Consider the following 26,243-nt stretch of genomic DNA (forward strand, 5'->3'; position numbering starts at 1 on the left):
AGACTAAAAAAATGTAATATATGGTGTGCTAAAAAATTCAATGGACGCAAGCTTATAAACTTGCAAGTAATAAATTTTTTGCTAAAACTGAGTAATTGACAACAATAAATCAAAGGAAAAAAGATGAAAACGTTTACTGCAAAACCATCAGACATCAAAAGAGAATGGCTTTTGATTGATGCTACAGATAAAACTTTAGGTCGTCTAGCTACAGAAGTTGCTATGGTCTTAAGAGGTAAAAACAAACCTGAATATACTCCACATATGGACACAGGTGATTATGTTATTATCGTAAATGCTGAAAAAGTAGCTGTAACTGGTAACAAAAGAAAAGATAAAACTTATTATCATCACACTGGTTTTATCGGTGGTATTAAATCTATATCATTCGAAAAACTAATCGCAAGCCATCCAGAAAGAGCTATTGAAAAAGCTGTTAAAGGTATGTTGCCAAGAACACCTCTTGGTCGTGCTATGTACAAAAAGTTAAAAGTATATGCTGGTGAAAATCACCCACATACTGCTCAACAACCAAAAGCTCACACAATTTAAATAAAGGATGGTAAAAATGTCAGATTATAATTATGGTACAGGTCGTCGCAAAAGTTCTGTAGCTCGTGTATTTATGAAAAAAGGTACTGGTCAATTTATCGTTAATGGTCTTCCATTAGAGCAGTATTTATGTCGTGAAACTGATTGCATGATTGTTAAGCAACCCCTAGTTCTTACTGAAAACGCTGAAAACTTTGACTTCAAAGTAACAGTTAAAGGTGGTGGTACTACTGGTCAAGCTGGTGCAATTCGCCTTGGTGTAACTAGAGCTCTTATTGAGTTTGATGAAGATCTTAAACCTTCTCTTCGTGAAGCTGGTTTTGTAACTCGTGATTCTCGTAAAGTTGAGCGTAAAAAACCTGGTCTTAGAAAAGCTCGTAGAAGAAGACAGTTCTCTAAGCGTTAATATATCTATTATATTATTTTTTCAATATCTATTCTTTTTATTATTTACTAGGAGGATAAACCTTTGGTTTTATACACAAAAAAGGATGATATCTATAGCGATATAGTGCGCACGATTCTTCTTATCAAAGGAGCTAATGCTGAGTTTATTGATGTTTCTAAAGAAGAAAACTCTAAGCACCTTGAAGAACTAAATATCATTACTCCAAATTGCAACATCCCTACTCTAACAACTGATGAGTTTGCAGTATATAGACTTGCAGTACTTATTGAGGCTGTTGAAGACTTATACCCATTTCCTCCAATGTTTCCAGTATTTCCGAAACAACGAGCTAATGCGCGTATACTTCTTGAATATGTGAACAAAAAATATCTTCAAAATATAGTTAAGCTTTCTGAACAAAATTTAAGTGAAGAAGAAGCTAATGAAATAAAAAAAGTAATGCAAAAAGATCTTGTAAGTACTTATAAGACTGTTGTCAGTGAAAGAGAGATTAACGCAGAAAGCAATCCTGATGCTCAAAATGTTAATGTTTTAACACTGATAATAACTTTTATTTTTTATTATTTTATTAAATTAAAAATAGCTATACCAACAAAAGATAAAAATCTCATTGCCGAGATAAAAGATCTTTTTAATGAACCAAACTTCATAAAGACAATCAAAGAAGGAGCTTAATTATGGCTATGCTTAGATCTTATGTAGTTAAGGCTACATATAATTGGTTAGTAGATCATGGTTTTACACCATATGTTTTAGTTGATACTGAATATGACGGTGTAATAGTCCCTGCAAACTATATTGATGAGGATAAAAAAATTCTTCTTGATTTATCCCCTCAAGCTATTCTAAACACAAACATCAGCGATACGCAAATCACTTTTGATGCAACATTCGATGGTGAACTGATGTCACTTGTAATACCAGTAGAAGCTATTCTTGAAGTTTTCTCAAGAGAAACAGAGCAAGGCATATATGCTCGTGAATTTGGCTATGGGATCAGTGTAAATGAAGGTGAAGATGATGAATCAGTTAACCCTAAAAAAATAGGCGAAACTGAAGAAGCTAATGTCTTATCTTTTGATTGATATCCATACTCTAAAATAACTTTATTCTTTTCTTACTAACTCATATTATGCACTAAATATAAATCTGGTACATAATTTTAGTTAGTAAATAAAGTATCCAAGAGTTTCATACTTACTTAGTATTTATATTTATATTTATAAAAAATGTGGGTAAATATCCAAATATAAAGCTAAGTGGTATACATAATACAGCCCAGTAAAGCACAAAGGTTTCTTGATCTAAAAGTAAATAACATATCAATGAGCTTATAATACCTACAACGGTACTTAATATTGCTCCTACTAAGTTTGATTTGCTACCATAAAAACCATACAGTAAACTAAAAGCTAATGCTGCTATTGGGATATTGAAAAGCAGCATTTTATCTAAAACCTGATCTATAAAGCCATTTGCAATAACATAGCTCAGTAAAGCTATAGTAATCACAACTATTATACTTTTCTTTGTACTTCTAACTCCTGACACATGAGCAAAAAATACTGATGCCATAGTATTCCATAAAGCAGCAATTGTTGTTAAAGCTATAAAAAACAAAAGCACATAAAACATAAACTGCACATAAAAAGGAAACAATTGTGTAACCAAGCTTATTAGTGCCGAATCTGGATTTATTCCTAAAGTAACTTCTCTGTACTGAGCAGTTGCAAATACTGCTATAGCGTATAAACCGCCAACTATAAAAGATGTTAAAATAACAGAATAAAATGCAACCCTAGGTGATTTAGCTGAGAATATTTTTTGCCCATACCATGGTGACAATATATATGTAAAAGCTGTAATTATTGTTAATGAAAGTATAAAGGATTTTGGTATAGCAACACCTGGATTATTTTGAGTAGTTAGTGTTTCAAAACTCATATTGTACATACTATAAAATAGATATAGAAAAAACAGAAAGCAAAAAACAAAACTAATTCTATCTATCTTTACGATAGCTTTTAATCCATCTTTGATAGTAAATAATCCCATAACCAAACAGGCTACACCACTTAAGAGCCACTTATTGTATTCTGGAAATACTTCTTGTAAACAAATAGTTATTGAGTGAATAAAGTTAGCTCCAAAGCCTAACATCGCGACCCACAAACATACAGCTACGAATAAAGCATACTTAGTACCATAACGTTTTGAGAAAAACTCTGTAACACTTATTGCATTAAAATTTTTCCATTTCTTTGCAGCAACAATAGCATAAAATAGTAAGCCAAAAAGAAAAACCAAACCTAAAGATATAGCAGATAAGCCATAAATATAACCTAAGCTAGAAAAGCCTATCAAGGTCGAAGTATTAAGCTCTGTCATCACAAGAGTAGCTGTTAAGGTAAATAAGCCTAAATTTTTACCCGCAGTGTAATATTGCTCAGATTTTTTTTCAGACATCTAAAACCTAACTTATTGTTTTAAACTAAATCCACTATAGTAATTCAACATAATAATGGAAGCCTATTGCCTTTTATATTTATTTTTTGACTGACTCTGGATATTCATATTTTAATTCTTCATATTCTCTTCGGAGTATAGACATTATATAAAATGATTCATATTCTTTTTTGAGATTGCTAAATTCGCAATCTCTTAAAGTACCTTCTATTACAAACCCGTTAGATTGATATATATGAATAGCCCTAGCATTAAAGTCTTTAACATCCAACCATACTCTGTGTGCTTGAGTGTTTTCAAAAATCCAGTCTAATATTAATTTAAAAGCTTTTTTTCCATATCCCTTATTATTCTTTAAAGGGTCAATAGCAATTCTTTTAATATGAATAGAGTTATTATTATTCTGCAAATCAGTTAATATTGCATAACCACATTTTTGAGATAAATCATTTTGAATAATAAAATATTTAATATCTTCACTTTCCAATGCTAGAATGTGCTGTTTATAATCCCACTGACCAATATATAAAGAATTTTCAGGATCACCTTCCAACTCCAGAATGAATTTTATATCATCCCTATTTGCATTTCTTATTTGGATATTTTCAGATTTATATAACATATTACTTACTCACCCTGTAAAGAATTATAATTTATTTTTTTCTAGTAGCTCAAATATAGGTTTATAACTTTTTCTATATATATCTATAATGCCAAATTTTTTAATATTAGCTAGATGCTCTTTAGTTGGATACCCTTTATGCCTTGCAAAACCATACTCAGGATATATTGTATCATGTAACAAACAGATGTTATCTCGATAAACTTTCGCCAATATTGATCCTGCAGATATTTCTTGAACTTTTGAATCACCCTTTACTATAGCCTCAGAAGTATAGTTCCATTTTGGCAGTTTATTACCATCAACTAGCACTTTATCAAACTGCCCTTTTAGATTATCCGCAACTCTTTTCATGCCTGTTAGTGTAGCTTGAAGAATGTTTAACTTATCTATTTCTGCTGGTGAAATCTCAACTATCGAATATGCTTTAGCTTTAGCTATTATTTCGTGATACAAAATATGACGTTTCTTTTCACTTAGTTTTTTAGAATCTCCAAGGCCATCTATTGGTTCATCTGGGTTCAAAATAACACCTGCAACTACTACAGGGCCAGATAAAGGTCCTCTACCTGCTTCATCTATACCTAGGATTATCACTTGTCTTCCTTAGTATTTAGGGAGCTTAAAAAGCCTCTTAGAATATTTATTTCTTGCGACTCTAAATCTGTACGCTGAAATAGTCTTTTAAGCTTATCCATCACATGACCTGGATTATCACTATCTAAAAACCCCGAATCTACCATTGTATTCTCAAAGTGATCATAAAGCCCTTGCCTTTCATTAACGCTTGCAGTTTTATGTAAATGATTATATTCAGGCACTTCTTTTGAATCTGTATAAACTATACTTTGCTTAAAAATCTCATAAGCTACTAGCTGTACAGCTTGAGCAAGATTTAGTGATGTATAACCCTCATTTGAAGGAATATAAGCATGAACATTACTCATCAATAGCTCTTCATTTAAAAGTCCTGTTCTTTCACGCCCAAATAGAATTGCAACTTTATGATTTGATGTATTAATTCTATCTAAAACACTAGACGCTACAGTTGAGATTGGCTCGATTGGTAAAGACACTCTCCTAACTCTAGCACTAGTTCCGACAACAAAATCAACATCTTTCAAAGCTTGCTCTAATGATTGTGTAACTGTCGCATTTTTAATAACCTCTGTCGCATGACAAGATAATGCAATAGCTTCATCATCAATAGGCTTACGAGGATTTACTAAGTATAAATCAGTAAGTCCCATATTTAACATTGCTCTAGCTGTTGATCCAACATTACCATTATGTGATGGTTCAACTAGAACAATACGGATATTATTTAGAATATTTTTTGAGTTATTAGTCATTATCACTATCTTTTATAATTAGTTTAAATAGAGTATCTATATCTTTTATCTGCTCAAGATTGTCTAATATATCAGTTTTTTTGAAGAAATGAGCTAATTGTTTTAAAAGCTCAGTATGAATTTCCGAAGTTTTATGTGGGAAAAACACACCTACAGCCGTTTTTATATGATCGTCAACAGAATCATCATAATAACTATTTTTTAATGTGAAAATCACAATTTTAGTAGTAATTAATCCATTAACCTTACAATGAGGCATATAGATATTCTTACCTATATATGTTGAGCCAATCCTTTCTCTTTTATATAAATTACTTAAAACATTATCTTCTTCAACATTTTCATAATTAGTTGCTAACCTATTAGCAAAAAGCTCTACAAGCCTCTTCTTAGATTCTATATTAAGATTTAAGCTAATATTTTTTTTATTAAGAAGAGATCGAAGGTTCATTTGAAAAATAGTGTAAGATTAAATAAATAATTATGAATGATACTATTCACCGTGGTTTGTTCTAAGCTTATTTTTGTGCTTTCTTAATTGACGAGCAATTTTGTCTTCCACTAAATCAATGGCAGTATATAAATCTTTATCATCAGCTTTTGCAACAAACTCCGACCCTGGAACTGTAATGATTACCTCTGCAATTTGAGTATCTTTTTCTACAGATAATATAACCTTTGCAGACGTTATATTATCAAAATATTGACTTACTTTTCCTATCTTCTCATCCACAAAGTTTTTAATAGCTTCTGTAACCTCTACATGTCTTCCAGTAATTTGTATATTCATATAAAATCTCCATGTTTTTTTAGGTTTAGTCAGCTTAAAGTTTTGTAGCCGACCTATTTAAAATATTCACCGAAGTGATATACTTGTAAAATCATTATACAAGCTAAACGCCATAATTAAAAGCTATGAACCTAAATGTAAAACAAATTTTAAGCTCAGCCGTCATGATTGCGGTTGGAATATTTGCTTTTATTCTACTCGCACCATTTTTTGTATTTTTAATTATCTTTTTTATGATTTTTTCTGTTATTGTTAGAAGAAGAATTATAAAACAAAATCCTGAGTTTTTTAAAAATGCTAAGTTTAAAAAAGGTAGAGTAATTGATCAAGAAGATGAAGATTCATATACTCAAGATAATCAAAACAATCAAAAGTTGCACTGATTTAAATGTATAGTAAAGATACTATAGTTGCTATAGCAACTCCTCAGGGTAATGGTGGAATCGGCATTATTAGAATCTCTGGACCAAAAGCCTTAGAAATATCTAATTCTATTACTCAAAAGAATCTTATTCCTAGATATGCAACTTTTTGTGACCTTTTTCATGGTGAGGAAATTATAGACAATGGTATTGCTATATTTTTTAAAGCTCCATTTTCTTATACTGGTGAAGATGTAGTAGAAATCCAAGCACATGGTAACTCTTTTATACTTAACCTTATTATAAAAGCAACTGTAGAACTTGGTGCTAGAATGGCAAAGGCTGGTGAATTTACCGAGCGTGCTTTCTTAAACAACAAGCTAGACCTAACTCAGGCTGAAGCAGTTGCAGATATTATCAACGCTTCATCTGAAATAGCTGCAAAGTCTGCAGCAAAATCATTACAGGGTGATTTTTCAAAAGAAATAAATTCCTTATTAGAAAAACTTATTTATTTGAGAATGTATGTTGAAGCATCTATAGACTTTCCAGAGGAAGAGATTGATTTTTTACAAGATAAAAAAATACACAGTAGTCTTAGTGACATCTATACGATAATACTTGATGTAAAAAATAGTACCAAGCAAGGAGCTCTTCTTACTGAGGGAATAACTCTTATATTAGTTGGTAAGCCAAATGCTGGTAAATCCAGTTTATTGAATGCTTTAGCAGGTAAAGATACTGCTATTGTTACTGCCATAGCTGGTACAACTCGAGATATTGTTAAGGAACATATTCAAATAGATGGTGTGCCAATGCATATTATAGATACTGCTGGCCTTAGAAATAGCGATGACTTGATTGAAAGTGAAGGTATAAAGAGAGCAATTAAGAAAATCCAAGAAGCAGACCAAGTCTTATTTGTAACAGATGATTATACTAACAGTAATGTTAAGTTTAGTGATATTAAAGATATTATCCCTGAGTTTTATAATCAAATTCCTAAGGATATCGATATAACTTTTGTTCATAACAAAATTGACCTACTTAAACAAACACCACAAAATGATGATAATCATATTTACATATCTGCTGAACATGGTATTGGTGTAGATAAATTAAAAAAACATATACTTAAAAAAGTTGGTTACACTGCTCAAAATGAAAGTATATATACAGCAAGAGAACGCCATGTTAACGCTATTAATAATGCTTATGAGCATATTAACTTAGCAAAAGACCAGCTAAACTTAGGCAACGGTGAACTTCTAGCAGAAGAGCTTTTAATAGTGCAAGAATATCTAAACTCAATTACTGGAGAGTTTACATCTGATGATTTACTTGGTGAAATATTTTCAAGTTTTTGTATTGGTAAATAAGGTCTTCTAATGAATACTAGCTTTTATTTTTTACAATTTGCTTCGTTAATCTTCGGGTTAATTTTTGCTATTAAAATTATTGATTTTAAAAAATCTGCTTGGGTATTCTACTTTTTAGCTACAGTCGTGGGTTCATTTCAATTTATAGATTTATCTAATTTTAAAATCATCGAATACTTAAACAATTTACCAATGTATACGCATGATTTGATTTTGTCACTAATCGCTATACTTATTTACAGTCAGATAAATATAAAGCCTCGGGCAATAACTAAAAAAAATATTTTTTCAGTAATCACATTATTACTTCCCATGACAATATTTATGATTGTTTTTTATTACTTAACCATCCCTAGTTTTGTATTTGTAAATGCAGATACTGCCATAGTCATATCCATTACTTTTAGCATAGCTACATATTTAGGGAGTACTTTATTAGTTTTTGGGCTTATTTCGGGATTACTTATAAATGCAATATGCACTATTCAGTTTATTGCTATAGATTTATTCTATATGATCAAGTATGACTCATTTCCTCTGCAACTATGGCTAACTATTTTCTTTGGTTTTATATCATTTTTTATTTTCTTATATGGATATAATAAAAATAAAAAACTATTGTCACACTAAAGTCTGTAAGTTTTTAGGTACTTTTGATCGTTATTAGTCTATAATTGTTGTGATTTATTCAAATTTAATCAAAATAACGGTAACTAAATGATAGAAAATCTAAGAAATATTGCAATTATTGCCCATGTAGACCATGGTAAAACTACACTTGTAGATAAATTATTACAGCAGTCTGGTACACTTAATACGCGTGGCCCAGAAGTTGAAAGAGTTATGGACTCTAACGACATTGAGAAAGAAAGAGGAATTACGATTCTTTCAAAAAATACAGCTTTAAAATGGAATGACTACCACATTAATATCGTAGATACTCCAGGCCATGCCGATTTCGGTGGTGAAGTTGAGCGAGTTCTTTCAATGGTTGATTCGGTACTTCTACTTGTAGATGCTGTTGATGGTCCTATGCCACAAACTCGTTTTGTGACAGAAAAAGCTTTTGCTCAAGGTCTAAAACCTATCGTTGTTATCAACAAAATTGACCGTGATGGTGCAAGACCTGATTGGGTTGTTGATCAAGTATTTGATCTTTTTGATAGACTTGGAGCTACTGATGAGCAGTTAGATTTCCCTATTATCTATGCTTCAGCTATTAATGGTTGGGCTACTAAAGAATTAGGCGTAGAAAAAGAAGATATGAATGATTTATTTCATGCTATCGTTGACAATGTATCTGCTCCTGATGTTGATGAAAATGGTGCATTCCAAATGCAAATCTCATCTTTAGACTATTCAAACTTCTTAGGTACAATCGGTATTGGTCGTATCCAAAGAGGTAAAGTTAAAACAAACACTCCTATTACTCTTATCAATAAAGATGGTAAAACTCGTAATGGTAGAATTTTACAAGTGTTAGGCTATATGGGCTTAGACCGTGTAGAAGTGCCTGAAGCTCAAGCTGGTGATATTGTATGTATTACAGGTATGGAAGGTTTAAATATATCAGATACTCTATGTAGCCCTGATAAAGTAGAAGCTCTACCTGAGCTTTCTGTTGATGAACCAACTATCAGCATGACTTTCCAAGTAAATAATTCTCCTTTTGCTGGTAAAGAAGGTAAGTTTGTAACTTCTCGCCAAATTAAAGATCGTCTTGATAAAGAGCTTCTTACAAATGTAGCATTACGCGTTGAGCAACTTGATGATGCTGATAAATTTAAAGTATCTGGTCGTGGTGAACTTCATCTTTCTATACTACTAGAAAATATGCGTAGAGAAGGTTTTGAAATCGCAGTATCTCGCCCTCATGTAATCTTCAAAGAAGTTGATGGCGTAATGCACGAACCATTTGAGCAAGCTATTATTGATGTTGATGATACTTTCCAAGGTGTTGTGATGGAGAGAATGGGTCTGCGTCAAGGTGAGCTTAAGAATATGGAACCTGATGGTAAAGGTCGTGTGAAACTAGAGTTTATAATTCCATCGCGTGGTTTAATCGGTTTCTATACAGAGTTTTTAACTATCACATCTGGTTCTGGTATCATGAACAAGATATTTGACCATTATGGTCCTGTTAAAAAGCAAGTATTAGAAACTCGCCAAAATGGTACTCTTATCTCTATAAATACTGGTAAGGCTGTAGCGTTCTCAATATTTAATTTACAAGAGCGTGGTAAAATGTTTGTAACTCATAATACAGAAGTTTATGAGGGTATGATTATAGGTATACATAATCGTGATAATGACCTTACTGTGAACTGTACGAAAGGTAAGCAACTTACAAACATGCGTGCATCTGGTAAAGATGAAGCTGTAGCTTTAGTTACTCCTATTAATCTTACTCTTGAGTATGCTTTAGAGTTTATTGAAGATGATGAACTTGTAGAAATCACTCCTGAAAATATTAGATTGCGTAAAAAGCATCTAACAGAAAGTGGTCGTAAAAAAGCTGGCCGTGGCGGTTAATAACTTTTCATTAAGCTTTCATTCTTTACTTTCTATAATCTTAATTTATTTTATTATTTCTAAACACTTCTAAACAATGTCTTTATATATTCTGATTAACTATCAACACTTCTTTAAAAAATATAAACACATTAAATATTAATCTTACAATTTCAAACTTTCTATGTACAAGAATATCTTTCTATACAGATAGAAACCAATTATTCTTAGTAAGTCATGATCTTCCGTAATAAGTTAATACTGTTGATTTAATAACAAAAGTACATTGAGCCTGTCGAAATGCTTACTATCAACCAAAAAAGACCGGAAATCCTATTAAACCAACAGTCTTTACTACGCTATTTTTATAAGTGTGACAATACTTTTCAGGTATTATAAGAAAAATTAGTTTTGAATAATTGAATTTTAATACCCCACTGCTAAAGCTCCTGCTCTTCGCGGATCTGCAGCACCATAAACATACTGACCGTCTGATGCTACAGACTCAGCAGCTCCCATAGCAGCATAAGGTATGACATTATTACCCATCTTATTAAGTAAATTAACAGTATCTATAGATATGCCCTGCTCTACACCTAATTCTTCTGGCCACAATTGGCTATGTATGCGAGGATTATTTACTGCTGCTTGCAGGTTCATATTATAGTCAATCATATTTAAAATAACTTGCAGAGTTGTTGTAATGATTCGACTGCCTCCAGGAGAGCCTGTAGCTAAGAATGGCTTACCATCTTTGTCTAACACTATAGTCGGAGTCATAGAGCTTAAAGGTCGTTTATTTGGAGCTACAGTATTGGCTTCTCCTTGGACCAATCCAAATACATTAGCAACACCAACTTTTGAAGCAAAATCATCCATTTCATTATTTAAGAAAATACCAGTACCTGGTGCAATGATACCATTACCGTAAGAGTAATTAAGTGTATAGGTGTTTGATACCATATTACCATCTTTATCAACCACACTAAATTGAGTAGTTTGCAGTTTTTCACGATCTTCAGGATCAACAGTACTAATATCTCTACTCGGAATATGTTTATCTGTCGTTATTTTATCCGCTATTTGTTTTGCATACTTTTTAGATAAGAACTTATTAATATCCATCTTCACGAAATCAGGATCACCAAGATCAGAGTTACGATCGTTATAAGCATAGCTCATTGCATTACTCATAAGGTTAATAGTTTTAGCACTATTATTACCATAATCAGCTAATGGGAAATTCTCTAATATATTCAGGAGTTCAATTAAGATAACACCTCCAGAGCTTGGAGGTGGCATTGAGTAAATAGTATAGCCATGATACTCACCTTTTATCGGCTTCATCTCTTGAATATCATAGTTTTTCAGATCTTCTAATGTAATCAAACCACCATGTTTTGCCATAGCATCAGCAATCTTATGAGCAATTTCACCCTCATAAAAAGCTTTCTTGCCTTCTTTAGCGATCAACTTCAAACTATGTGCAAGCTCAGGCTGTTTTAAAATCTCTCCGATATTATATGCTGAACCATCTTTATGATAAAAAGTTTTCATTGCCTCTGGTGATTTTACTAGCCAAGGCTTAGCAGTTTCCAATGATTGATGTAAATCATAACTTACAGGAATACCATCTTCTGCTAACTTAATAGCTGGTTCGATAACTTGAGCAAGTTTTAACTTACCATATTTTTGCTGAGCATCAATCAAACCTGCGACAGTACCCGGAACACCAGTAGCACTATATGAGCCAGATACTTTATTATAATCAACCTCGCCTTTATCATTTAAGTACATGTCATGAGATGCTTTTGAAGGAGCCTTCTCACGATAGTTAATTGCTATATTTTTATCTTTTTTATTTAAGTGAATAATCATGAAGCCACCGCCTCCAAGATTACCAGCTCTCGGTAAAGTCACAGCTAAAGCAAAACCAACTGCCGCCGCCGCATCTATAGCATTACCACCTTGCTTTAAGATATTAACTCCCACCTTACTTGCTAACGCTTCCTGAGATGAAACCATTCCATGCTCCTCTGTAACTGGTTGAGCGATCTGCATTTCCTCTTGAATAGGAATAAAATCATAACCACTTGGGACTGGTGCTGCTATTGATAAACCTGGTAAAAGCATTGCCGAGCATAGCAAGGTTGTAAGTGTTTTTTTCATAAAAAATAATGTTTCTAAATTGCTTATCTGTCTAATATATCAAAAAAAGTATAACTATTGGCTAATGTTTAGCACTTTTTTTAAAACTTCTAACCCAAAATCTTTGCGGTGATAGAGCTTGAATCAATTTTTGTGATGCAGGACTTAATTGATTATTAATTTGTGAAGAAATAATTTTTGCTGCTAATAATGATGAGCATAAACCCTTAGAACCAAAACCTGAAGCTAAATATAATCCCTGTTCATATTCAACTTTTGGCATTTTTGCTTTAGGATAGCCCTTTGATAGTGGTTTATAAAAATTTTCTTTAAATTTAGTATAATCAACAAGCTTACCAATTATTGGAAGGTGATCAGAAGTTACACAACGCCCTGCCACTCGAGATTCAACTACTGAGACATCATGTCTTTTATCAAGCATCGCTGAAATTTGAGCTATATTAAACTCATCATCTGCCTTACGAATATCACCGGACATATCACTGTTATCTCTAAAGGTTGCTCCAATAACTTGGAAATTATTTTTGTAGTTTGGAATTATATAGCCCTTATCGATAATAGTATGAGATATATCATAAGTACTATTTATGACTGTTAATTGTCCATGTGATTCAAAAACAGGGATATCTTTTAAATAAGAAATATTTTCAAAAAGCTTGTATCCTCCAGCGAATACTACTACATCAAAATCTTGTGTACTATCACCAAAATCTAATCGCCAACTATAATCTTCATCATCTAGCTTGCATATATCTACAACACTTGTATTTAGCTTTAACTCTGCTTGTGATAACTCTAACCATAGTCTACATAGACTTCTAGGTTCAAGAGATACTGCATTTGGGTAATATAGCGACTGATAATTTGTTTTCTGTTGTAGAAGATTTGTCGTTTCTTTATTGTCTAAGAGTCGTGCTAAATCATTAGCAATATCTCTTTTTGTAAAAATCTTTTGATACCGTAAAATCTCTTTTTCATCTGTAAGAAGCTGTATAACTCCTTTACTACAAATATTAATCTTACTCTTATATTGATTGATAAAATCAACGAGTAGCTGATAGCCTAAAGTATGAAATTGATCTGAATAATTATTATCAGCTGTTAGGTTTGGAGCTAATATCCCTGCATAATTACCCGAAGCATCTTTAGCAACACTATTATTTTTATCAAAGATTGTTATATCTAACTCATCAAACTTACTCAACTCATAAGCTACTGAGCATCCTGCTAAACCTGCCCCAATAACTGCTACTCTTTTTTTATGCTCCAAAGCCTCTAAGACCTTCTTTTTTGCGCTTTTGCTCAGCTCGTAACATTCTAGCTTGTTTAGGATCTATAGTTAATTCTCTATATATTTCGATTCTGTCTTTATCAGTAACAGAATGATTCAACTCTACAATTTGACCATATATCCCGATCTTAGATTGCGTTAAATCAATTTGAGGATATTTATCTAATAATCCAGATTCCTTAATAACATCCTCAACAGTCATAGTTGTATTTTGAGATTCTATTTTAAATATAACCTGCTCATCAGGAAGTGCATATACAACTTCTACTTTCACTAGCCATGAACCTCTTTTGCGCGCTTACAAAAAGCATCTAGCATCTTCTCAGCTAAACCTTTAAACACTGGTCCTAATGCCATTTCCACAAACTTATTTTCAAATGTAAACTCCATATTTAAGGAAACTTTTGAAGTATTCTCAGTTAATGGTTCAAAGACCCAATCACCTGTAAGAGTCTTAAATGGACCTTTTACTAGATTAAGATGGATATGCTCATTTTTTATCATTGTGTTATGAGTAGCAAAATCTAACTTCACAAATCCAGATTTAATTTTCAAACAGGCTTTTTTTTCAGTTGCGCCCTCTTCGATCATCTCGATATCTTCACACATCGGTAAAAACTCAGGATAACTTCTAATATCGTTTACCAAATCATACATCTGCTCAGCTGTATAGTTTACAACTGATGATTTATTAACTTTATTCATTTATTTATTCTTTTCACTTTTACTGATAGTATATAGCGTTACATTGTATATCTTTTACAAAAAATAATAAAGTTATGAGTAAACAAAAGGTTTCTCCTGCAACTATAGCTAGGAATAAAAAAGCATTTCATGATTATACTATCCTTGAGAAATTTGAGGCTGGCATCGTTTTGCAAGGCTGGGAAGTAAAAAGTATTCGCGCAGGTAAAGTACAAATGGTAGATACCCATGTGCATGTGCGTAAAGGTGAAGCTTGGCTTTTTAATTGTCTAATCACACCACTACTATCAGCCTCCACACATGTTACACCAAATACAACAGCGTCAAGAAAACTTCTGCTAAATCGCCGTGAGATAGATAAAATTATGGGCAAAATTGAACAAAAAGGTTTCACTTGTGTACCACTTGCGATGTACTGGAAAGGTTCTAATGTAAAAATTGAAATAGCTCTTGCACAAGGTAAAAAGCTCCACGATAAACGCGATGCTCAAAAAGATAAAGACTGGGCCAGAGAAAAAGATAGATTATTCAAAAAGGCTCAACGCTAATATGTCTAAGCATACTATTTCAAAAACAGAGAAAAAACTACGTCATTACATTACTAAAGCTATAGCTGACTATAAGCTTTTTAATAAAGGCGATAAAATAATGCTTTGCTTATCAGGTGGTAAAGACTCATTTGGTTTATTAAAAGTACTGCACAATCTAATCAAAGAGAAAGAGTACGACATAGACCTTCATGTATATACACTTGATCAATCTCAACCTGGTTGGGATGATAGTAATCTTCGTTCATACCTTGATGATCTAGGTGTAAGCTATGAGATTGAGACAAAAAATACCTATGGTGTAGTTATCGATAAAATTCCAGAAGGTAAAACCTATTGCTCATTATGCTCGCGTATGCGTCGTGGTAATATCTACCGTTATGCAAAAGAGCATAAAATGGATAAAATAATCCTAGGCCATCATCGTGATGATTTGATCGAATCACTACTTATGTCGATACTCTATCAAGGGCAAATAAAATCAATGCCACCAAAGTTTGTAACTCAAGATGGTGAAAATACTGTAATTAGGCCGATGGTACTTGTCCAAGAAAGAGATTTGATAGAATTTGCTAAAGAGCAACAGTTTCCAATAATTCCGTGTAATCTATGTGGAACTCAAGAAAATCTTAAAAGAAAAAAAGTTAAAAACCTAATCAAAGAATTAGCTTTAGATAATCCAAAAGTGCCGAGTAATATTTTAAACTCTTTATCGAATGTATTACCAAGTCACTTAATGGATAAAGATTTACTAAACTCCTTACATAGTTAAATACTTCAAAAAAATCTATTATAATATTTTATTTACTAACATTTACTCATTTTTAATTCTGATATTACTCTTTATCCTGATCTTTATCATCTATATCAGTAAGTTCAATACTTTTTGTTACTTCATCTATATTTATATCAGGACACAACTCTTCAAGAATTTTAGAAGCATTAAATAAAACATCTGTATCTTGTAAAGCACTTGCCAAAATATCAGCATTTATAACTGGCAGACCAAAATCATTAACGGCTTTAGATGCATCATTATTACTTATTGTTTTTATTGAGTTTTGAATATTTGCAATCCTGGAAAATAAATTGTCAAAATCTTGATTAACAGCCTTTTTATCAGATAATACTACCTTGTTAGAACTCATGTCTTTAAGTTGTATTTTTAAATGTTCGACTTCATCATTTAAATTACTTATTCTAGCTTCATTGCTATTGTTTATAGCTTTCTGTTTAACTCTTTCTTCTTTTAATGTCACTACCAAATTATTAAGGAAACTAGCCATTTCATCAGCACTACCGGCAAATCTATTAAAGACAGTTAAAAAATGTAGTATTGATTTATCGTCTGAAAAATCAGGATACCTTACTCTATGGTCAATCTCACTCCAACCCTCTTCAAATATTGTTCTTACCTGTATTTCACAGAATATTTCTTCTTTTAATGGTTTAGCTTTAATAACATAATGAGTCGAGCGATACCCAATTGGATGTTCTTTTACTTCACAATCTTTATGTTCAGAAACTTCATTATCACCCTTTCTAACATAAACTATCTTCTCATGAGTTTCATACTTTTGATTAATGTAGTGATATATATCCTCCCACTCATTTTTAAATAAATGTAGTGCTCTTATCCCTATTAAATCTGTAATTATTTCTAAATAATTATTTACAGATATATTAGTATACTTCTTATTTCCATCTTTTTTCTTTCTTACTATTTTTTTTAAAAGATGAGTAGCATCTTTCACACGCCACCTAACAGAATGAACATTATCACATTGCTGTAAAGTGTTTGCTAGATAGCTCGCGGTACTTTTAAAATCATCAATTCTACTCAGATAGTCACTTATAATTTCTGACAATTCTTTTTCACTAATATTAGCTTGCTTCAAACAAGCACTAGAAATATTGCTATCTTCTAAAAAATTTTTTATATCCATATCTTATGTATCTCTTAATATCACGCTTACTTAACGTTATTCATCCCAAATTCTTAAAGACTAGTTTTACATTATATAGAAACTAATTCAACTGCTATAGCTAAATGGAAATGATTAGTTTTGATAAACAATTATTAATTTGAAATACTCCTAGAAACTAACTTTTGAGCTACTCCATGTAAACCTTTCTGAATAAGTTAGCTGAGTAACTATTATCTGTTGAATATAGCATAAACTTCATTATCATTTGATAATAGGTTTTGAAAAGCAAATAAGTAACTAATATGATAAAAAATCATGATACATTCAACCCAAAAGATAAAACAAATATATTACATTTAAATTTAGACATTTTTTTAAATAATGCTAAAAATATTCTTACTCATAATGTCTCTAAAATGCCCTTAATAACTCTAGATAAATTAAAGCTAGATCTTAGATGTCAGTTATGTAATTTACTTGAGTCCTTTTACTTATTTATTCGTGAGAAACAAGAACCTAGTGCTATACAGAAAACTACAGACGATTTTATGACAGTAATGCCAACTATTGAGAAACTCATTGAGAAAGATATTCAATCCGCTTACGAAAGAGACCCTTCTACATACAATAAAATTGAGATTATATTATGCTTCCCAGGCGTTGATGCTATTATAATGCATCGCATCTCACATGCATTAGATAATTTAAATATCCCTATATTACCTAGAATGATATCAAAAAAAACGCATGAAAAAACAAGCATAGACATACACCCAAAAGCAAAAATTGGCGAAAGCTTTTTTATAGATCATGGAGCTGGTGTTGTGATTGGTGAAACATGTATCGTTGGGAATTTTGTCACCTTATATCATGGTGTAACATTAGGTGCAAAAAGTTTCCCAAAAGATGAGAACAATGAGGTGATTAGAGGTATAAAGCGTCATCCGAATATTGAAGATAATGTAACCATATATTCTAATACTACAATCTTAGGTGATATAACAATCGGTAAAGAAAGTATAATAGGTGCAAATGTATCTATAACAAAAGATATTGCTCCACAAAGCCGAGTTTACCAACAAAAATATAAACAAACAACCTTCGAAGATGGTTTAGGTATATAAAAAACAGGAACTAACATGAACAGAAAACATAAGCCTAAAATTGCTAAAAATATAGTAGAACTTATAGGAAATACTCCACTAGTTTCATTAGAACAAATCAGTAAAAATTTACCAGGAAATATCGTCGTAAAACTTGAGTACTTTAATCCTATGTCAAGTGTTAAAGATAGAATCGGTGCTGAGATGATCGAGAGTGCTGAAATATCTGGTGTACTTAAAAAAGGTATGACGATTATAGAGCCTACAAGTGGTAATACAGGAATAGCCTTAGCTTTTGTGGCTGCTAGTAAAGGTTATGAATTAATTATTACAATGCCTGATACTATGAGTATAGAAAGACAAAAAATCATGAAAGCATTAGGAGCTAAAATCATACTGACTCCTGGAGCAGATGGCATGAAAGGTGCTATTGCAAAAGCTACTGAAATTACAGAGTCAAGCTCTAACTACTATATGCCTCAGCAATTTAATAACCTAACGAATCCAGAAGCTCACCGTAAAACTACTGCTATAGAAATATGGGAGGATACAGATGGACAAGTAGACTTACTAGTTTCTGCTGTTGGTACTGGAGGTACTATTACAGGTATTGCTAGTACTCTAAAGAAAGTTAAACCATCACTAAAAGCAGTTGCTGTAGAGCCTGAAGGTTCTGCAGTTTTATCAGGAGAACCCTCAGGTCCGCATAAAATCCAAGGTATTGGTGCTGGATTTATTCCTAAAACATTAGATATGGGTGTAATCGATGAAGTAATCAAAGTATCCGACGATGATTCAAAAAAATATGTACATCTATTAGCAAAAGAAGAAGGAATTTTAGCAGGAATTTCATCAGGTGCTGCTTTATGTGCAGCTATTAAACTAGCTGCTCGTGAAGAAAATAAAGACAAGATGATAGTTGTAATATTAGCATCATGTGGTGAGAGATATTTATCTACTTGGCTGTATGATGATATTTAAGGTAAAACCAACCTCTTATTTAAGCTAACCAGCACTATTCCTAGAAACTAATTTCTGACAAACTTGCTCTAGCGAAATGCTTTTCTCTCTTAATAAAACTAATAAGTGAAATAATAAGTCGGCTGTCTCAGAAATTAACTCATCTTCTGAATCCTGTTTCATTGCAGCAATTACAACTTCCACACCCTCTTCGCCAACCTTTTGAGCGATTCGTGGTAAGCCTTCTTTAAATAAACTAGTTAAATAGCTATTCTCAGGTAAGTAATCTTTTCTTTCAGCTATTAATTTTTCTAACTTATTTATTATATACAGAGAGCTATTCTCTTCATTTTTAGTAAAACATGATTTACTTCCAGTATGGCAAGTTGGGCCATAAGGTATAGCTTTTATAAGTATAGAATCATTATCACAATCAACTGCTATATCTTTTAGCTCAAGAAAATTACCGCTTTCTTCACCTTTAGTCCATAGGCGTTTTTTACTACGACTATAAAAAGTTACTTTGCTTATCTCTAAAGTCTTTTCTAAAGATTCTTTACTCATATAGCCTAGCATTAAGACACTATTATCAGTTGCTGATTGAATAATAGCTGGAACTAAATTATCCATTTTTTGCCAAACTATAGTCTCTATAATTTTGTTATCCATTTTGTATCCTATTTTACTATTCTTATCGGAATATTGTTTTCAAAAAGCTTTTGTTTTAACTTAGGTATAGCAATTATATCATCATGAAATACACTAGCTGCCAAGGCTCCATCAATATTTGTATACTTAAATACATCGATAAAATGTTGAATATCACCTGCTCCACCAGAAGCAATAACAGGAATTGAAACATTTGATTGCACTTCTCTTAAATGCTCTAGATCATAACCACCTTTAACACCATCATGATTCATACAATTGAGAACTATCTCGCCTGCTCCACGCGATTCAACCTCTTTTGCCCAACTAACGGGATCTAATAAAGTCTGAACAGTTTTATCTGCACTTCCTGTATATTGGCAAACTTTAAATTCACCATCAATAAATTTACTATCTAACCCAACCACTACGCATTGAGTGCCAAACTCATAAACTAACTCATCTATCAAATCAGGTCTTGCTAACGCTGCTGAGTTGACAGATATCTTATCTGCTCCCTCATTTAGTATAGCTCGAGCATTCTCTACCGACTTAATTCCTCCAGCTACACAAAACGGGATATTTATCTTTTTAGCTATCTCTTGTATCCACTTGATAGAAAGTAGCTTATTATCAGGACTTGCGCCAATATCATAAAATACTAGCTCGTCAGCACCAGCTTCTGAGTATTTCTGTGCAAGCTCAATAATATCACCAATAACTCTATGATTTCTAAACTTTACACCTTTAACAACGACACCATCTTTTACATCAAGACATGGGATTATTCTTTTAGTTAACATTCTAAAGCCTCTTGTAGTGTAAATTTATTTTCATACAAAGCTTTACCAATAATTACACCATAGGCTTTTTGTTCTTTTAATTTTTCTAGATCCTGTAAGCCTCCAACTCCACCAGAAGCCATAAACCTAATATCTGGATAAATAGATGAATATATTCTATACAGCTCAAAATTTGGTCCTTGCAACATACCATCTCGAGAAATATCAGTACATAAAACATATTCAAGCCCATCACTAAGATAAGTTTGTAATATATCATCTAAAGTAGTTGTACTAGACTCTTGCCAGCCATGTGTTGCTATGTAAGGAATACCTTCTTTGATAAAAACATCTAAAGCTAAAACTACCTTCTCAGCTCCATATTTCTCAAAAAACTTCTTCGTTAAAGCTATATCCTTAACAGCTAAACTACCAACAACTATCCTATCAACTCCGATTTCCAGAAGTTTTTCAATAGTCTCAAAATCTTTGACACCACCACCAACTTGTAGCGTCATATTACAGTTATTTCTAATCTGCTGGATAGTTTCAAACTGACAAGTTTGACCTTTTTTAGCACCATCAAGATCTACAACATGGATAAACTCTGCTCCAGCTTGCTGATATGCTTTTGCAACATCTTTAGGTTCAAGTTCATAAGTAGTAGTTTTATTAAAATCACCTTTTTCTAAACGAACACATTTGCCATTTATTAGATCTATCGCTGGAAATATATTCATCTACAAAGCTCCTTGTATAAAATTCTCTAAAATCTTCATCCCAACCCTACCAGACTTCTCAGGGTGAAATTGGATACCATAAAAATTATCTTTATTTACCATCGCAGTGAAATCATTTATATAGTCATTAGTAGCTATGCTAAATTGATTAAGCTCAACATAAAAACTATGCACAAAATATACATAATCATCTTCTGCAATATCTTTAAATAAAAAATGATCTTTGTTTATATTCTGTAAGCTATTCCAACCCATGTGTGGGATACTAAAACCTTGAGTTTTCTTAAAAGCTTTTACTTTTTCAGGGAAAATACCCAAACAATCCGTATTGCCTTCTTCAGAATAACTATACATAATCTGCATTCCTAAACAGACTCCTAATACAGGTTGCGTCAGTTTAAGGATAAGTCTATCTAAATCATACTTTCTTAGATTTTCCATTGCTGATTTAGCATGTCCTACACCTGGCAGAACAACGCAATCTGCTTTTTTGATTACTTCGGGATCATGTGTTAGGACTATTTCTTGCCCTAATTTCTCGAAAGCATATTTTACAGAGGCAAAATTACTACCACAACAATCTATTATTGCTATCATAACACCCCTTTTGAGCTTGGAATCTCACCTACGCCATCTTTAGCGACTGCCTGTTTAAGAACTTTACCTAAACCTTTAAAACAAGCTTCTATTTTATGATGCGTATTTTCACCAGTAACTTTGATATGTAAGGTAGCTTTTAGCCCTTCAGCAAACGATACAAAGAAATGCTTTACTAATTCTACTGATAAATCACCCACCATTTCTCGATCAAAATTCGCTTCAAACGAGCAATAATTCCTACCACTTAAATCTAGAGCAATCTCAACTAAAGCCTCATCCATTGGTAGTAAAAACCCATAACGATTAATACCATATTTATCACCTAAAGCCTGAGCAATTGCTTGTGAAAGAGTTATTGCAACATCTTCAACACAATGATGATCATCAATATGAAGATCACCCTTTGCCTTAATTACAGCACTTATACCAGCATGCTTTACAATCTGATCAAGCATATGATCAAAGAAGCCTAGACCTGTCTCTATTTCTCGAGTTCCATGAGCATCTAAGTTAACTTTTACAACAATATCAGTCTCATTAGTTGTACGCTTAATTTCAGCCACTCTAGGCTTATTTAATATCGCTGTAGTTATGTTATCCCAAGTTTGATATTCTCCGAAACCAAATTGAATAGGATTAACCTTTATATTATGAGCTAACTTAACATCTGTCTCTCTATCACCAATTACATAGCTATTTTTTAAAGAGATTTTTTGCTCAACTAAATAATCCATCAATAGACCTACTTTAGGCTTACGACAATTACAATTCTCATGATCAAAATGTGGACAAATTAAAACATTCTCAAACTCGATACCTTGTGATTTAAATATCTTCATCATCAAGTCATGAGGAGCATCAAAATCCTCTTGAGGAAAAGATTCTGTTCCTAAACCATCTTGGTTTGACACCATCACAAGTTTAAAGCCTGCTTTTTGTAGTTTTTTAAGAGCTTCAAACACTCCATCAAAAAACTCAAGTTTCTCGATACTATCAACCTGTTTGTCTATAGGTGGCTCAACAATTAAAGTACCATCTCTATCAATAAATAAATATTTATTTTGCTTCATAATCACTACTTAATTTTTGTAATATTTTGATTAGTTTTTCATTTTCAATAGATGTTCCTATACTTATTCTTAGGATTTTTTCATCATTAAAAAAATGAGCCATAGAACGGACAACTATGTTATTTGTGATTAAATCATCAAAAACAACTTTGTAAAAACTCACTAACAAAAAGTTTGCATCTGATGAATATACTTTGTTTACTATCGCTAACTTTTCTAACTCTTCAAGCACTAGTTGTCTTTGTTGTTTTATTTCTTCAATCTGATTATCTAACTTAACTAAGCTTTTATCATCAAGCAAATCTACTATAGTCGTTTCAGTAGTTTTAGGAATTGGATATGGTGCTAATATTTTTCTAAGCCATTCAATCATATTAGAGTTAGAAATTACTGTACCTAATCTAAGCCCTGCCATACCAAATGACTTTGATAATGTTCTTAATACAACTAGATTTTGAAATTTATCAATAAGATTAGTAGCTGATTGCTCTATGCTGAATTCTATATACGCCTCATCGACAACAACTATACATTTATCTGCTAAACTAGCCAATACCTTTTCAATATCACCTAAAGAAAGTGATTTACCAGTTGGGTTATTAGGAGTACATAAAAAAAGTAACTTACAGTTATTAGGAATACTTTCTAAAAGCTTAGGAATATCAAGTTCAAAATCATTTTCCTGATTAAGCTTTATAGTTTTATACTCTACACCTTGTAATTGTGCAGCTATTTTATACATTCCAAATGTTGGCTCTACCGCAAATACACTGTCTTTTTTATATTCACAAAATAGTCTAAATAAAAGATCTATCCCCTCATCACTCCCTCGAGTAACTAACAAATTATCAGCTTTTACTTTATATATTTTTGCTAAACGCTGAACTAACTCTTGGGGCTGTTGTGAAGGATAACGATTAAATAGTTTTTCATCATTATAAGGTGACTCATTTGCATTCAGCCATATATTTCCTTGAACCTTCAAAGATCTTGCTGACGAATACGCACTAAACTCTTGCAAATCTTTACGGATTAACTTTTCTAGCTTTTGCATATTTTATAAGCTCTCCAAACGAATTTTAACAGCCATTTCATGAGCTTTTAGACCTTCTATATCAGCTAGTCTCATAGCCATTTTTCCTATATTTTTTATTCCTTGTTTCGATACATTTTGGATACTTATAGCTTTCATAAAATCTATAGTTGCTAAACCACTATAAGCTTTGGCATAGCCATAAGTAGGCAGCACATGATTAGATCCAGTAATATAATCACCTAATGCCTCAGCTGCCCAAGGACCAACAAATATAGCACCTGCATTTTCGATACTATCAATATAGTCATCTGCATTTTCGATATTTAAAATAAGATGCTCAGAAGCATATTCATTAGCAATCTTAATTGATTCATCAATAGAGTTTGTAATTATAATTGCACTATTTATGAGTGATTTTTCGATGATATCTTTTCTTTGAGCTGTATCAGTCTGCTTAGAAACCTCTTGCTTAACTTTATCAGCTAAAGTCTGACTCGTCGTAATCAATATAGCCTGAGAATCAACTCCGTGTTCGGCTTGTGCTAATAGATCTGCAGCAACAAATCTTGGATCTGCACACTCATCAGCTATTACTAAAACTTCTGAAGGCCCTGCTGGTAAATCTATAGCAGCTCCTTGATTATCATTAGATACTTGCTGTTTTGCTTCTGTAACCCATGAGTTTCCAGGTCCAAAAATTTTATTTACCTTAGGCACTGTTTCTGTACCATAAGCTAATGCAGCTATCGCCTGAGCCCCGCCTAGTTTATAAATATTTGATACTTTACAAATATCTGCAGCTATTAAAATTAGTGGATGAACATTACCATTTTTATCACATGGAGTAGTTACGAAGACTTCTTTACACCCTGCGATTTGTGCTGGTGCTGCTAGCATTATCAAAGTTGATACTAACGGAGCTGAACCTCCTGGCACATATAAACCAACTTTTTCGATAGATTTATAAACTTTTTTACAAACCACACCGTCATTAGTATCACAAACAGTAGTCTTTGGTTTCATAACTCTATGATAGTTAGATATACGTGCTATAGAGCTTTTAATCAAATCAATATCATCTTGTGAAGCTAATGAGTAAGCTTTTTTAATCTCACTCTTTGAAACTTCAATATTATCTAAATCAACACGATCAAACTTTGAAGTAAACTCAAAAAGAGCTTTATCACCATTTTTCTGTACTGCATTTAATATATCTCTAACACCTGAGATTAAGCTAGCTTTATTAGCAGAAACTGGGCGAGCTAGAAGATCTATTTGCTTTTTTATATCAAGCTCTTGCCAATTATATATTTCTATCATTATATTTATTTACTCCAACATTTTCTCAATTGGTAAGACTAATATAGAGCTAGCGCCTGCTTCTTTTAATTTCTCTAAAGTTCCCCAGAAAACTCCTTCTTTGGTAACTAAATGTATCGCCACCTTATTATCATCATATAAAGGCATAATAGTTTGCCCCTCATGGCCAGGTAAAATATCTTTAATAGTGTCAACAGCATCCTTATCAATATGAAACATAATATACTTTCTCTCTTGAGCATGTCTTACACCCTCAATTCTTCTAAGTAATAATTCATAATACTCTTCTAACTCATCTCCAAAACTCTCATTTGAGCGAATCAAAATTGCTTGGCTTTTCATTATAGTATGAATCTCTTTAAGATTATTTTCTTCTAATGTTCTACCAGTAGAAACTAAGTCACATATTGAGCTTGCCATTTGTAAATTAGGAGCTATTTCAACTGAGCCAGAAATAGATAAAGGATCAAGACCTAAATTATTCTTTTCTGAAAATTGTTGGATTAAGTAAGGGTATGAAGTTGCTATTCGCGTATTTTTTAAATCGTTTAAATCTTCGCTAGCATTACTTGGTACTGCTATGGATAATCTACATTTACCAAACCCAAGTTTCTTGGTTTTTATAATATCATTGTTTTTATTAGTATCTTTTATGCTTAGGAGATACTCTTCTAAAACATTTTCACCAACTATACCAAAATCACATACATTACCATTTACTAATGTTGGGATATCATCATCTCTAACAAAAAGAAAATCTATAGGAGCATTTATAGAATGACACAACAAGTTACTCTTACTTGAAAACTCTACCTTAACACCTATTTTTTTAAATAACTCCATAGAATTATCATTTAGTCTACCTTTCTTTTGTATAGCAACTCTTAGTCTTTTTCTCAT

Annotated in this window: 31 protein-coding genes; 12 read left to right on the forward strand and 19 right to left on the reverse strand. The window is 32.2% G+C overall.

The genetic code is table 11. The features are described from left to right. Nucleotides 1-123 precede the first annotated feature (123 nt). The 4 genes from rplM to FLM55_RS02010 all read left to right on the forward strand — a co-directional run bounded on the left by rplM (nucleotide 124) and on the right by FLM55_RS02010 (nucleotide 2,046). On the forward strand, nucleotides 124-552 hold the full coding sequence (rplM, locus tag FLM55_RS01995; protein ID WP_178947777.1) for a 50S ribosomal protein L13: 429 nt from the start codon (nucleotides 124-126) through the stop codon (nucleotides 550-552). 16 nt (nucleotides 553-568) lie between these two features. Further along, nucleotides 569-958 (forward strand): 30S ribosomal protein S9, encoded by a 390-nt coding sequence (gene rpsI / locus FLM55_RS02000; protein ID WP_112869809.1) that lies wholly within the window; start codon nucleotides 569-571, stop codon nucleotides 956-958. Nucleotides 959-1,021: 63 nt separating this feature from the next. Continuing rightward, nucleotides 1,022-1,636: a glutathione S-transferase N-terminal domain-containing protein gene (locus FLM55_RS02005; RefSeq protein ID WP_112869808.1), complete on the forward strand. Its 615-nt coding sequence runs from the start codon at nucleotides 1,022-1,024 to the stop codon at nucleotides 1,634-1,636. A 2-nt stretch (nucleotides 1,637-1,638) separates the two neighbouring features. Further along, nucleotides 1,639-2,046: a ClpXP protease specificity-enhancing factor gene (locus FLM55_RS02010; protein WP_178947778.1), complete on the forward strand. Its 408-nt coding sequence runs from the start codon at nucleotides 1,639-1,641 to the stop codon at nucleotides 2,044-2,046. A 112-nt stretch (nucleotides 2,047-2,158) separates the two neighbouring features. On the opposite strand, the gene FLM55_RS02015 is transcribed toward FLM55_RS02010, so the two are convergent. From FLM55_RS02015 to hpf, 6 genes are all read right to left on the reverse strand, one after another. Further along, nucleotides 2,159-3,427, reverse strand: coding sequence for a sodium:solute symporter (locus FLM55_RS02015; protein ID WP_178947779.1), 1,269 nt, complete (start codon nucleotides 3,425-3,427; stop codon nucleotides 2,159-2,161). A 79-nt stretch (nucleotides 3,428-3,506) separates the two neighbouring features. After that, nucleotides 3,507-4,049, reverse strand: a complete 543-nt coding sequence (locus FLM55_RS02020; RefSeq protein WP_178947780.1) for a GNAT family N-acetyltransferase — start codon at nucleotides 4,047-4,049, stop codon at nucleotides 3,507-3,509. A gap of 24 nt (nucleotides 4,050-4,073) precedes the next feature. After that, nucleotides 4,074-4,646, reverse strand: coding sequence for a ribonuclease HII (gene rnhB / locus FLM55_RS02025; RefSeq protein ID WP_178947781.1), 573 nt, complete (start codon nucleotides 4,644-4,646; stop codon nucleotides 4,074-4,076). Continuing rightward, on the reverse strand, nucleotides 4,643-5,401 hold the full coding sequence (locus tag FLM55_RS02030; protein WP_178947782.1) for an RNA methyltransferase: 759 nt from the start codon (nucleotides 5,399-5,401) through the stop codon (nucleotides 4,643-4,645). The genes rnhB and FLM55_RS02030 overlap by 4 nt, the downstream gene beginning before the upstream one ends. Continuing rightward, the gene (locus FLM55_RS02035) at nucleotides 5,394-5,852 is read right to left on the reverse strand and encodes a PTS sugar transporter subunit IIA (protein ID WP_178947783.1); all 459 of its coding nucleotides are present in this window, start codon (nucleotides 5,850-5,852) and stop codon (nucleotides 5,394-5,396) included. The genes FLM55_RS02030 and FLM55_RS02035 overlap by 8 nt, the downstream gene beginning before the upstream one ends. 42 nt (nucleotides 5,853-5,894) lie before the next feature. Then, on the reverse strand, nucleotides 5,895-6,191 hold the full coding sequence (gene hpf, locus FLM55_RS02040) for a ribosome hibernation-promoting factor, HPF/YfiA family (RefSeq protein ID WP_178947784.1): 297 nt from the start codon (nucleotides 6,189-6,191) through the stop codon (nucleotides 5,895-5,897). Between the two features lie 125 nt (nucleotides 6,192-6,316). On the opposite strand from hpf, the gene FLM55_RS02045 reads away from it, so the two are divergent. The 4 genes from FLM55_RS02045 (at nucleotide 6,317) to typA (ending at nucleotide 10,464) form a co-directional block, all read left to right on the forward strand. Further along, entirely contained in the window at nucleotides 6,317-6,574 is a 258-nt protein-coding gene (locus FLM55_RS02045) for a hypothetical protein (protein ID WP_178947785.1), read from the forward strand. Between the two features lie 5 nt (nucleotides 6,575-6,579). After that, nucleotides 6,580-7,932, forward strand: a complete 1,353-nt coding sequence (mnmE, locus tag FLM55_RS02050; RefSeq protein ID WP_178947786.1) for a tRNA uridine-5-carboxymethylaminomethyl(34) synthesis GTPase MnmE — start codon at nucleotides 6,580-6,582, stop codon at nucleotides 7,930-7,932. A 9-nt stretch (nucleotides 7,933-7,941) separates the two neighbouring features. Continuing rightward, nucleotides 7,942-8,562 (forward strand): hypothetical protein, encoded by a 621-nt coding sequence (locus FLM55_RS02055; protein WP_178947787.1) that lies wholly within the window; start codon nucleotides 7,942-7,944, stop codon nucleotides 8,560-8,562. Nucleotides 8,563-8,649: 87 nt separating this feature from the next. Beyond that, entirely contained in the window at nucleotides 8,650-10,464 is a 1,815-nt protein-coding gene (typA, locus tag FLM55_RS02060; RefSeq protein WP_178947788.1) for a translational GTPase TypA, read from the forward strand. Between the two features lie 405 nt (nucleotides 10,465-10,869). Here the strand turns inward: typA and ggt are convergent, their stop codons facing one another. The 4 genes from ggt to FLM55_RS02080 all read right to left on the reverse strand — a co-directional run bounded on the left by ggt (nucleotide 10,870) and on the right by FLM55_RS02080 (nucleotide 14,608). Further along, nucleotides 10,870-12,612 carry a gamma-glutamyltransferase gene (ggt, locus tag FLM55_RS02065; protein WP_178947789.1) on the reverse strand — a complete coding sequence of 581 codons (1,743 nt, stop codon included), beginning with the start codon at nucleotides 12,610-12,612 and terminating at the stop codon, nucleotides 10,870-10,872. 61 nt (nucleotides 12,613-12,673) lie between these two features. Further along, complete coding sequence (gene mnmC / locus FLM55_RS02070) at nucleotides 12,674-13,882, reverse strand: FAD-dependent 5-carboxymethylaminomethyl-2-thiouridine(34) oxidoreductase MnmC (RefSeq protein WP_178947790.1); 1,209 nt, start codon at nucleotides 13,880-13,882, stop codon at nucleotides 12,674-12,676. Next, nucleotides 13,872-14,177 carry an RnfH family protein gene (locus FLM55_RS02075; protein ID WP_178947791.1) on the reverse strand — a complete coding sequence of 102 codons (306 nt, stop codon included), beginning with the start codon at nucleotides 14,175-14,177 and terminating at the stop codon, nucleotides 13,872-13,874. The genes mnmC and FLM55_RS02075 overlap by 11 nt, the downstream gene beginning before the upstream one ends. Next, nucleotides 14,177-14,608: a type II toxin-antitoxin system RatA family toxin gene (locus tag FLM55_RS02080; RefSeq protein ID WP_178947792.1), complete on the reverse strand. Its 432-nt coding sequence runs from the start codon at nucleotides 14,606-14,608 to the stop codon at nucleotides 14,177-14,179. The genes FLM55_RS02075 and FLM55_RS02080 overlap by 1 nt, the downstream gene beginning before the upstream one ends. A 74-nt stretch (nucleotides 14,609-14,682) precedes the next feature. Here FLM55_RS02080 and smpB point away from each other — a divergent pair, with 74 nt between their 5' ends. Beyond that, nucleotides 14,683-15,156 carry an SsrA-binding protein SmpB gene (gene smpB / locus FLM55_RS02085; protein WP_112869789.1) on the forward strand — a complete coding sequence of 158 codons (474 nt, stop codon included), beginning with the start codon at nucleotides 14,683-14,685 and terminating at the stop codon, nucleotides 15,154-15,156. Between the two features lies 1 nt (nucleotide 15,157). Beyond that, the gene (ttcA, locus tag FLM55_RS02090; protein ID WP_178947793.1) at nucleotides 15,158-15,928 is read left to right on the forward strand and encodes a tRNA 2-thiocytidine(32) synthetase TtcA; all 771 of its coding nucleotides are present in this window, start codon (nucleotides 15,158-15,160) and stop codon (nucleotides 15,926-15,928) included. Between the two features lie 64 nt (nucleotides 15,929-15,992). Here ttcA and FLM55_RS02095 read toward each other — a convergent pair whose 3' ends face one another. Next, on the reverse strand, nucleotides 15,993-17,102 hold the full coding sequence (locus FLM55_RS02095; protein WP_178947794.1) for a RelA/SpoT domain-containing protein: 1,110 nt from the start codon (nucleotides 17,100-17,102) through the stop codon (nucleotides 15,993-15,995). Between the two features lie 284 nt (nucleotides 17,103-17,386). Between FLM55_RS02095 and epsC the strand changes: the two genes are divergently transcribed. Together epsC and cysK are read left to right on the forward strand one after the other, a co-directional pair. Beyond that, the gene (epsC, locus tag FLM55_RS02100) at nucleotides 17,387-18,208 is read left to right on the forward strand and encodes a serine O-acetyltransferase EpsC (RefSeq protein WP_178947795.1); all 822 of its coding nucleotides are present in this window, start codon (nucleotides 17,387-17,389) and stop codon (nucleotides 18,206-18,208) included. Between the two features lie 15 nt (nucleotides 18,209-18,223). After that, the gene (cysK, locus tag FLM55_RS02105; protein ID WP_178947796.1) at nucleotides 18,224-19,168 is read left to right on the forward strand and encodes a cysteine synthase A; all 945 of its coding nucleotides are present in this window, start codon (nucleotides 18,224-18,226) and stop codon (nucleotides 19,166-19,168) included. Between the two features lie 24 nt (nucleotides 19,169-19,192). Here cysK and hisIE read toward each other — a convergent pair whose 3' ends face one another. The 8 genes from hisIE to hisG are packed head-to-tail and all read right to left on the reverse strand — an operon-like array spanning nucleotide 19,193 to nucleotide 26,243. Next, on the reverse strand, nucleotides 19,193-19,816 hold the full coding sequence (hisIE, locus tag FLM55_RS02110) for a bifunctional phosphoribosyl-AMP cyclohydrolase/phosphoribosyl-ATP diphosphatase HisIE (protein WP_178947797.1): 624 nt from the start codon (nucleotides 19,814-19,816) through the stop codon (nucleotides 19,193-19,195). 8 nt (nucleotides 19,817-19,824) lie between these two features. After that, nucleotides 19,825-20,598 (reverse strand): imidazole glycerol phosphate synthase subunit HisF, encoded by a 774-nt coding sequence (hisF, locus tag FLM55_RS02115; protein WP_178947798.1) that lies wholly within the window; start codon nucleotides 20,596-20,598, stop codon nucleotides 19,825-19,827. Continuing rightward, the gene (gene hisA, locus FLM55_RS02120; RefSeq protein ID WP_178947799.1) at nucleotides 20,592-21,317 is read right to left on the reverse strand and encodes a 1-(5-phosphoribosyl)-5-[(5-phosphoribosylamino)methylideneamino]imidazole-4-carboxamide isomerase; all 726 of its coding nucleotides are present in this window, start codon (nucleotides 21,315-21,317) and stop codon (nucleotides 20,592-20,594) included. Before hisA ends, hisF begins: the two co-directional genes overlap by 7 nt. Beyond that, nucleotides 21,318-21,914, reverse strand: coding sequence for an imidazole glycerol phosphate synthase subunit HisH (hisH, locus tag FLM55_RS02125; RefSeq protein ID WP_178947800.1), 597 nt, complete (start codon nucleotides 21,912-21,914; stop codon nucleotides 21,318-21,320). Then, complete coding sequence (gene hisB / locus FLM55_RS02130) at nucleotides 21,911-22,987, reverse strand: bifunctional histidinol-phosphatase/imidazoleglycerol-phosphate dehydratase HisB (RefSeq protein ID WP_178947801.1); 1,077 nt, start codon at nucleotides 22,985-22,987, stop codon at nucleotides 21,911-21,913. Before hisB ends, hisH begins: the two co-directional genes overlap by 4 nt. Then, a complete protein-coding gene (gene hisC, locus FLM55_RS02135; protein ID WP_178947802.1) occupies nucleotides 22,974-24,041 on the reverse strand; it encodes a histidinol-phosphate transaminase in 1,068 nt (355 codons plus the stop codon). The genes hisB and hisC overlap by 14 nt, the downstream gene beginning before the upstream one ends. A 3-nt stretch (nucleotides 24,042-24,044) precedes the next feature. Further along, nucleotides 24,045-25,343: a histidinol dehydrogenase gene (gene hisD, locus FLM55_RS02140; protein WP_178947803.1), complete on the reverse strand. Its 1,299-nt coding sequence runs from the start codon at nucleotides 25,341-25,343 to the stop codon at nucleotides 24,045-24,047. A 9-nt stretch (nucleotides 25,344-25,352) separates the two neighbouring features. After that, nucleotides 25,353-26,243: an ATP phosphoribosyltransferase gene (gene hisG / locus FLM55_RS02145; protein ID WP_178947804.1), complete on the reverse strand. Its 891-nt coding sequence runs from the start codon at nucleotides 26,241-26,243 to the stop codon at nucleotides 25,353-25,355.

Source organism: Francisella sp. Scap27, from assembly GCF_013394105.1.
GTDB classification, from domain to species: Bacteria; Pseudomonadota; Gammaproteobacteria; order Francisellales; family Francisellaceae; genus Francisella; species Francisella adeliensis.

Bases quoted from the DNA above. Each gene is read 5' to 3' on its own strand.
- FLM55_RS02010 (WP_178947778.1), top strand. From the start codon at position 1,639: ATGGCTATGCTTAGATCTTATGTAGTTAAGGCTACATATAATTGGTTA.
- hpf (WP_178947784.1), bottom strand. From the start codon at position 6,191: ATGAATATACAAATTACTGGAAGACATGTAGAGGTTACAGAAGCTATT.
- typA (WP_178947788.1), top strand. From the start codon at position 8,650: ATGATAGAAAATCTAAGAAATATTGCAATTATTGCCCATGTAGACCAT.
- mnmE (WP_178947786.1), top strand. From the start codon at position 6,580: ATGTATAGTAAAGATACTATAGTTGCTATAGCAACTCCTCAGGGTAAT.
- rplM (WP_178947777.1), top strand. From the start codon at position 124: ATGAAAACGTTTACTGCAAAACCATCAGACATCAAAAGAGAATGGCTT.
- ttcA (WP_178947793.1), top strand. From the start codon at position 15,158: ATGTCTAAGCATACTATTTCAAAAACAGAGAAAAAACTACGTCATTAC.
- epsC (WP_178947795.1), top strand. From the start codon at position 17,387: ATGATAAAAAATCATGATACATTCAACCCAAAAGATAAAACAAATATA.
- FLM55_RS02080 (WP_178947792.1), bottom strand. From the start codon at position 14,608: ATGAATAAAGTTAATAAATCATCAGTTGTAAACTATACAGCTGAGCAG.
- FLM55_RS02030 (WP_178947782.1), bottom strand. From the start codon at position 5,401: ATGACTAATAACTCAAAAAATATTCTAAATAATATCCGTATTGTTCTA.
- FLM55_RS02095 (WP_178947794.1), bottom strand. From the start codon at position 17,102: ATGGATATAAAAAATTTTTTAGAAGATAGCAATATTTCTAGTGCTTGT.
- hisB (WP_178947801.1), bottom strand. From the start codon at position 22,987: ATGAAGCAAAATAAATATTTATTTATTGATAGAGATGGTACTTTAATT.
- FLM55_RS02035 (WP_178947783.1), bottom strand. From the start codon at position 5,852: ATGAACCTTCGATCTCTTCTTAATAAAAAAAATATTAGCTTAAATCTT.
- FLM55_RS02015 (WP_178947779.1), bottom strand. From the start codon at position 3,427: ATGTCTGAAAAAAAATCTGAGCAATATTACACTGCGGGTAAAAATTTA.
- hisD (WP_178947803.1), bottom strand. From the start codon at position 25,343: ATGATAGAAATATATAATTGGCAAGAGCTTGATATAAAAAAGCAAATA.
- hisA (WP_178947799.1), bottom strand. From the start codon at position 21,317: ATGAATATATTTCCAGCGATAGATCTAATAAATGGCAAATGTGTTCGT.
- cysK (WP_178947796.1), top strand. From the start codon at position 18,224: ATGAACAGAAAACATAAGCCTAAAATTGCTAAAAATATAGTAGAACTT.
- hisF (WP_178947798.1), bottom strand. From the start codon at position 20,598: ATGTTAACTAAAAGAATAATCCCATGTCTTGATGTAAAAGATGGTGTC.
- hisH (WP_178947800.1), bottom strand. From the start codon at position 21,914: ATGATAGCAATAATAGATTGTTGTGGTAGTAATTTTGCCTCTGTAAAA.
- rpsI (WP_112869809.1), top strand. From the start codon at position 569: ATGTCAGATTATAATTATGGTACAGGTCGTCGCAAAAGTTCTGTAGCT.
- FLM55_RS02055 (WP_178947787.1), top strand. From the start codon at position 7,942: ATGAATACTAGCTTTTATTTTTTACAATTTGCTTCGTTAATCTTCGGG.
- smpB (WP_112869789.1), top strand. From the start codon at position 14,683: ATGAGTAAACAAAAGGTTTCTCCTGCAACTATAGCTAGGAATAAAAAA.
- hisIE (WP_178947797.1), bottom strand. From the start codon at position 19,816: ATGGATAACAAAATTATAGAGACTATAGTTTGGCAAAAAATGGATAAT.
- ggt (WP_178947789.1), bottom strand. From the start codon at position 12,612: ATGAAAAAAACACTTACAACCTTGCTATGCTCGGCAATGCTTTTACCA.
- hisC (WP_178947802.1), bottom strand. From the start codon at position 24,041: ATGCAAAAGCTAGAAAAGTTAATCCGTAAAGATTTGCAAGAGTTTAGT.
- FLM55_RS02020 (WP_178947780.1), bottom strand. From the start codon at position 4,049: ATGTTATATAAATCTGAAAATATCCAAATAAGAAATGCAAATAGGGAT.
- hisG (WP_178947804.1), bottom strand. From the start codon at position 26,243: ATGAGAAAAAGACTAAGAGTTGCTATACAAAAGAAAGGTAGACTAAAT.
- FLM55_RS02045 (WP_178947785.1), top strand. From the start codon at position 6,317: ATGAACCTAAATGTAAAACAAATTTTAAGCTCAGCCGTCATGATTGCG.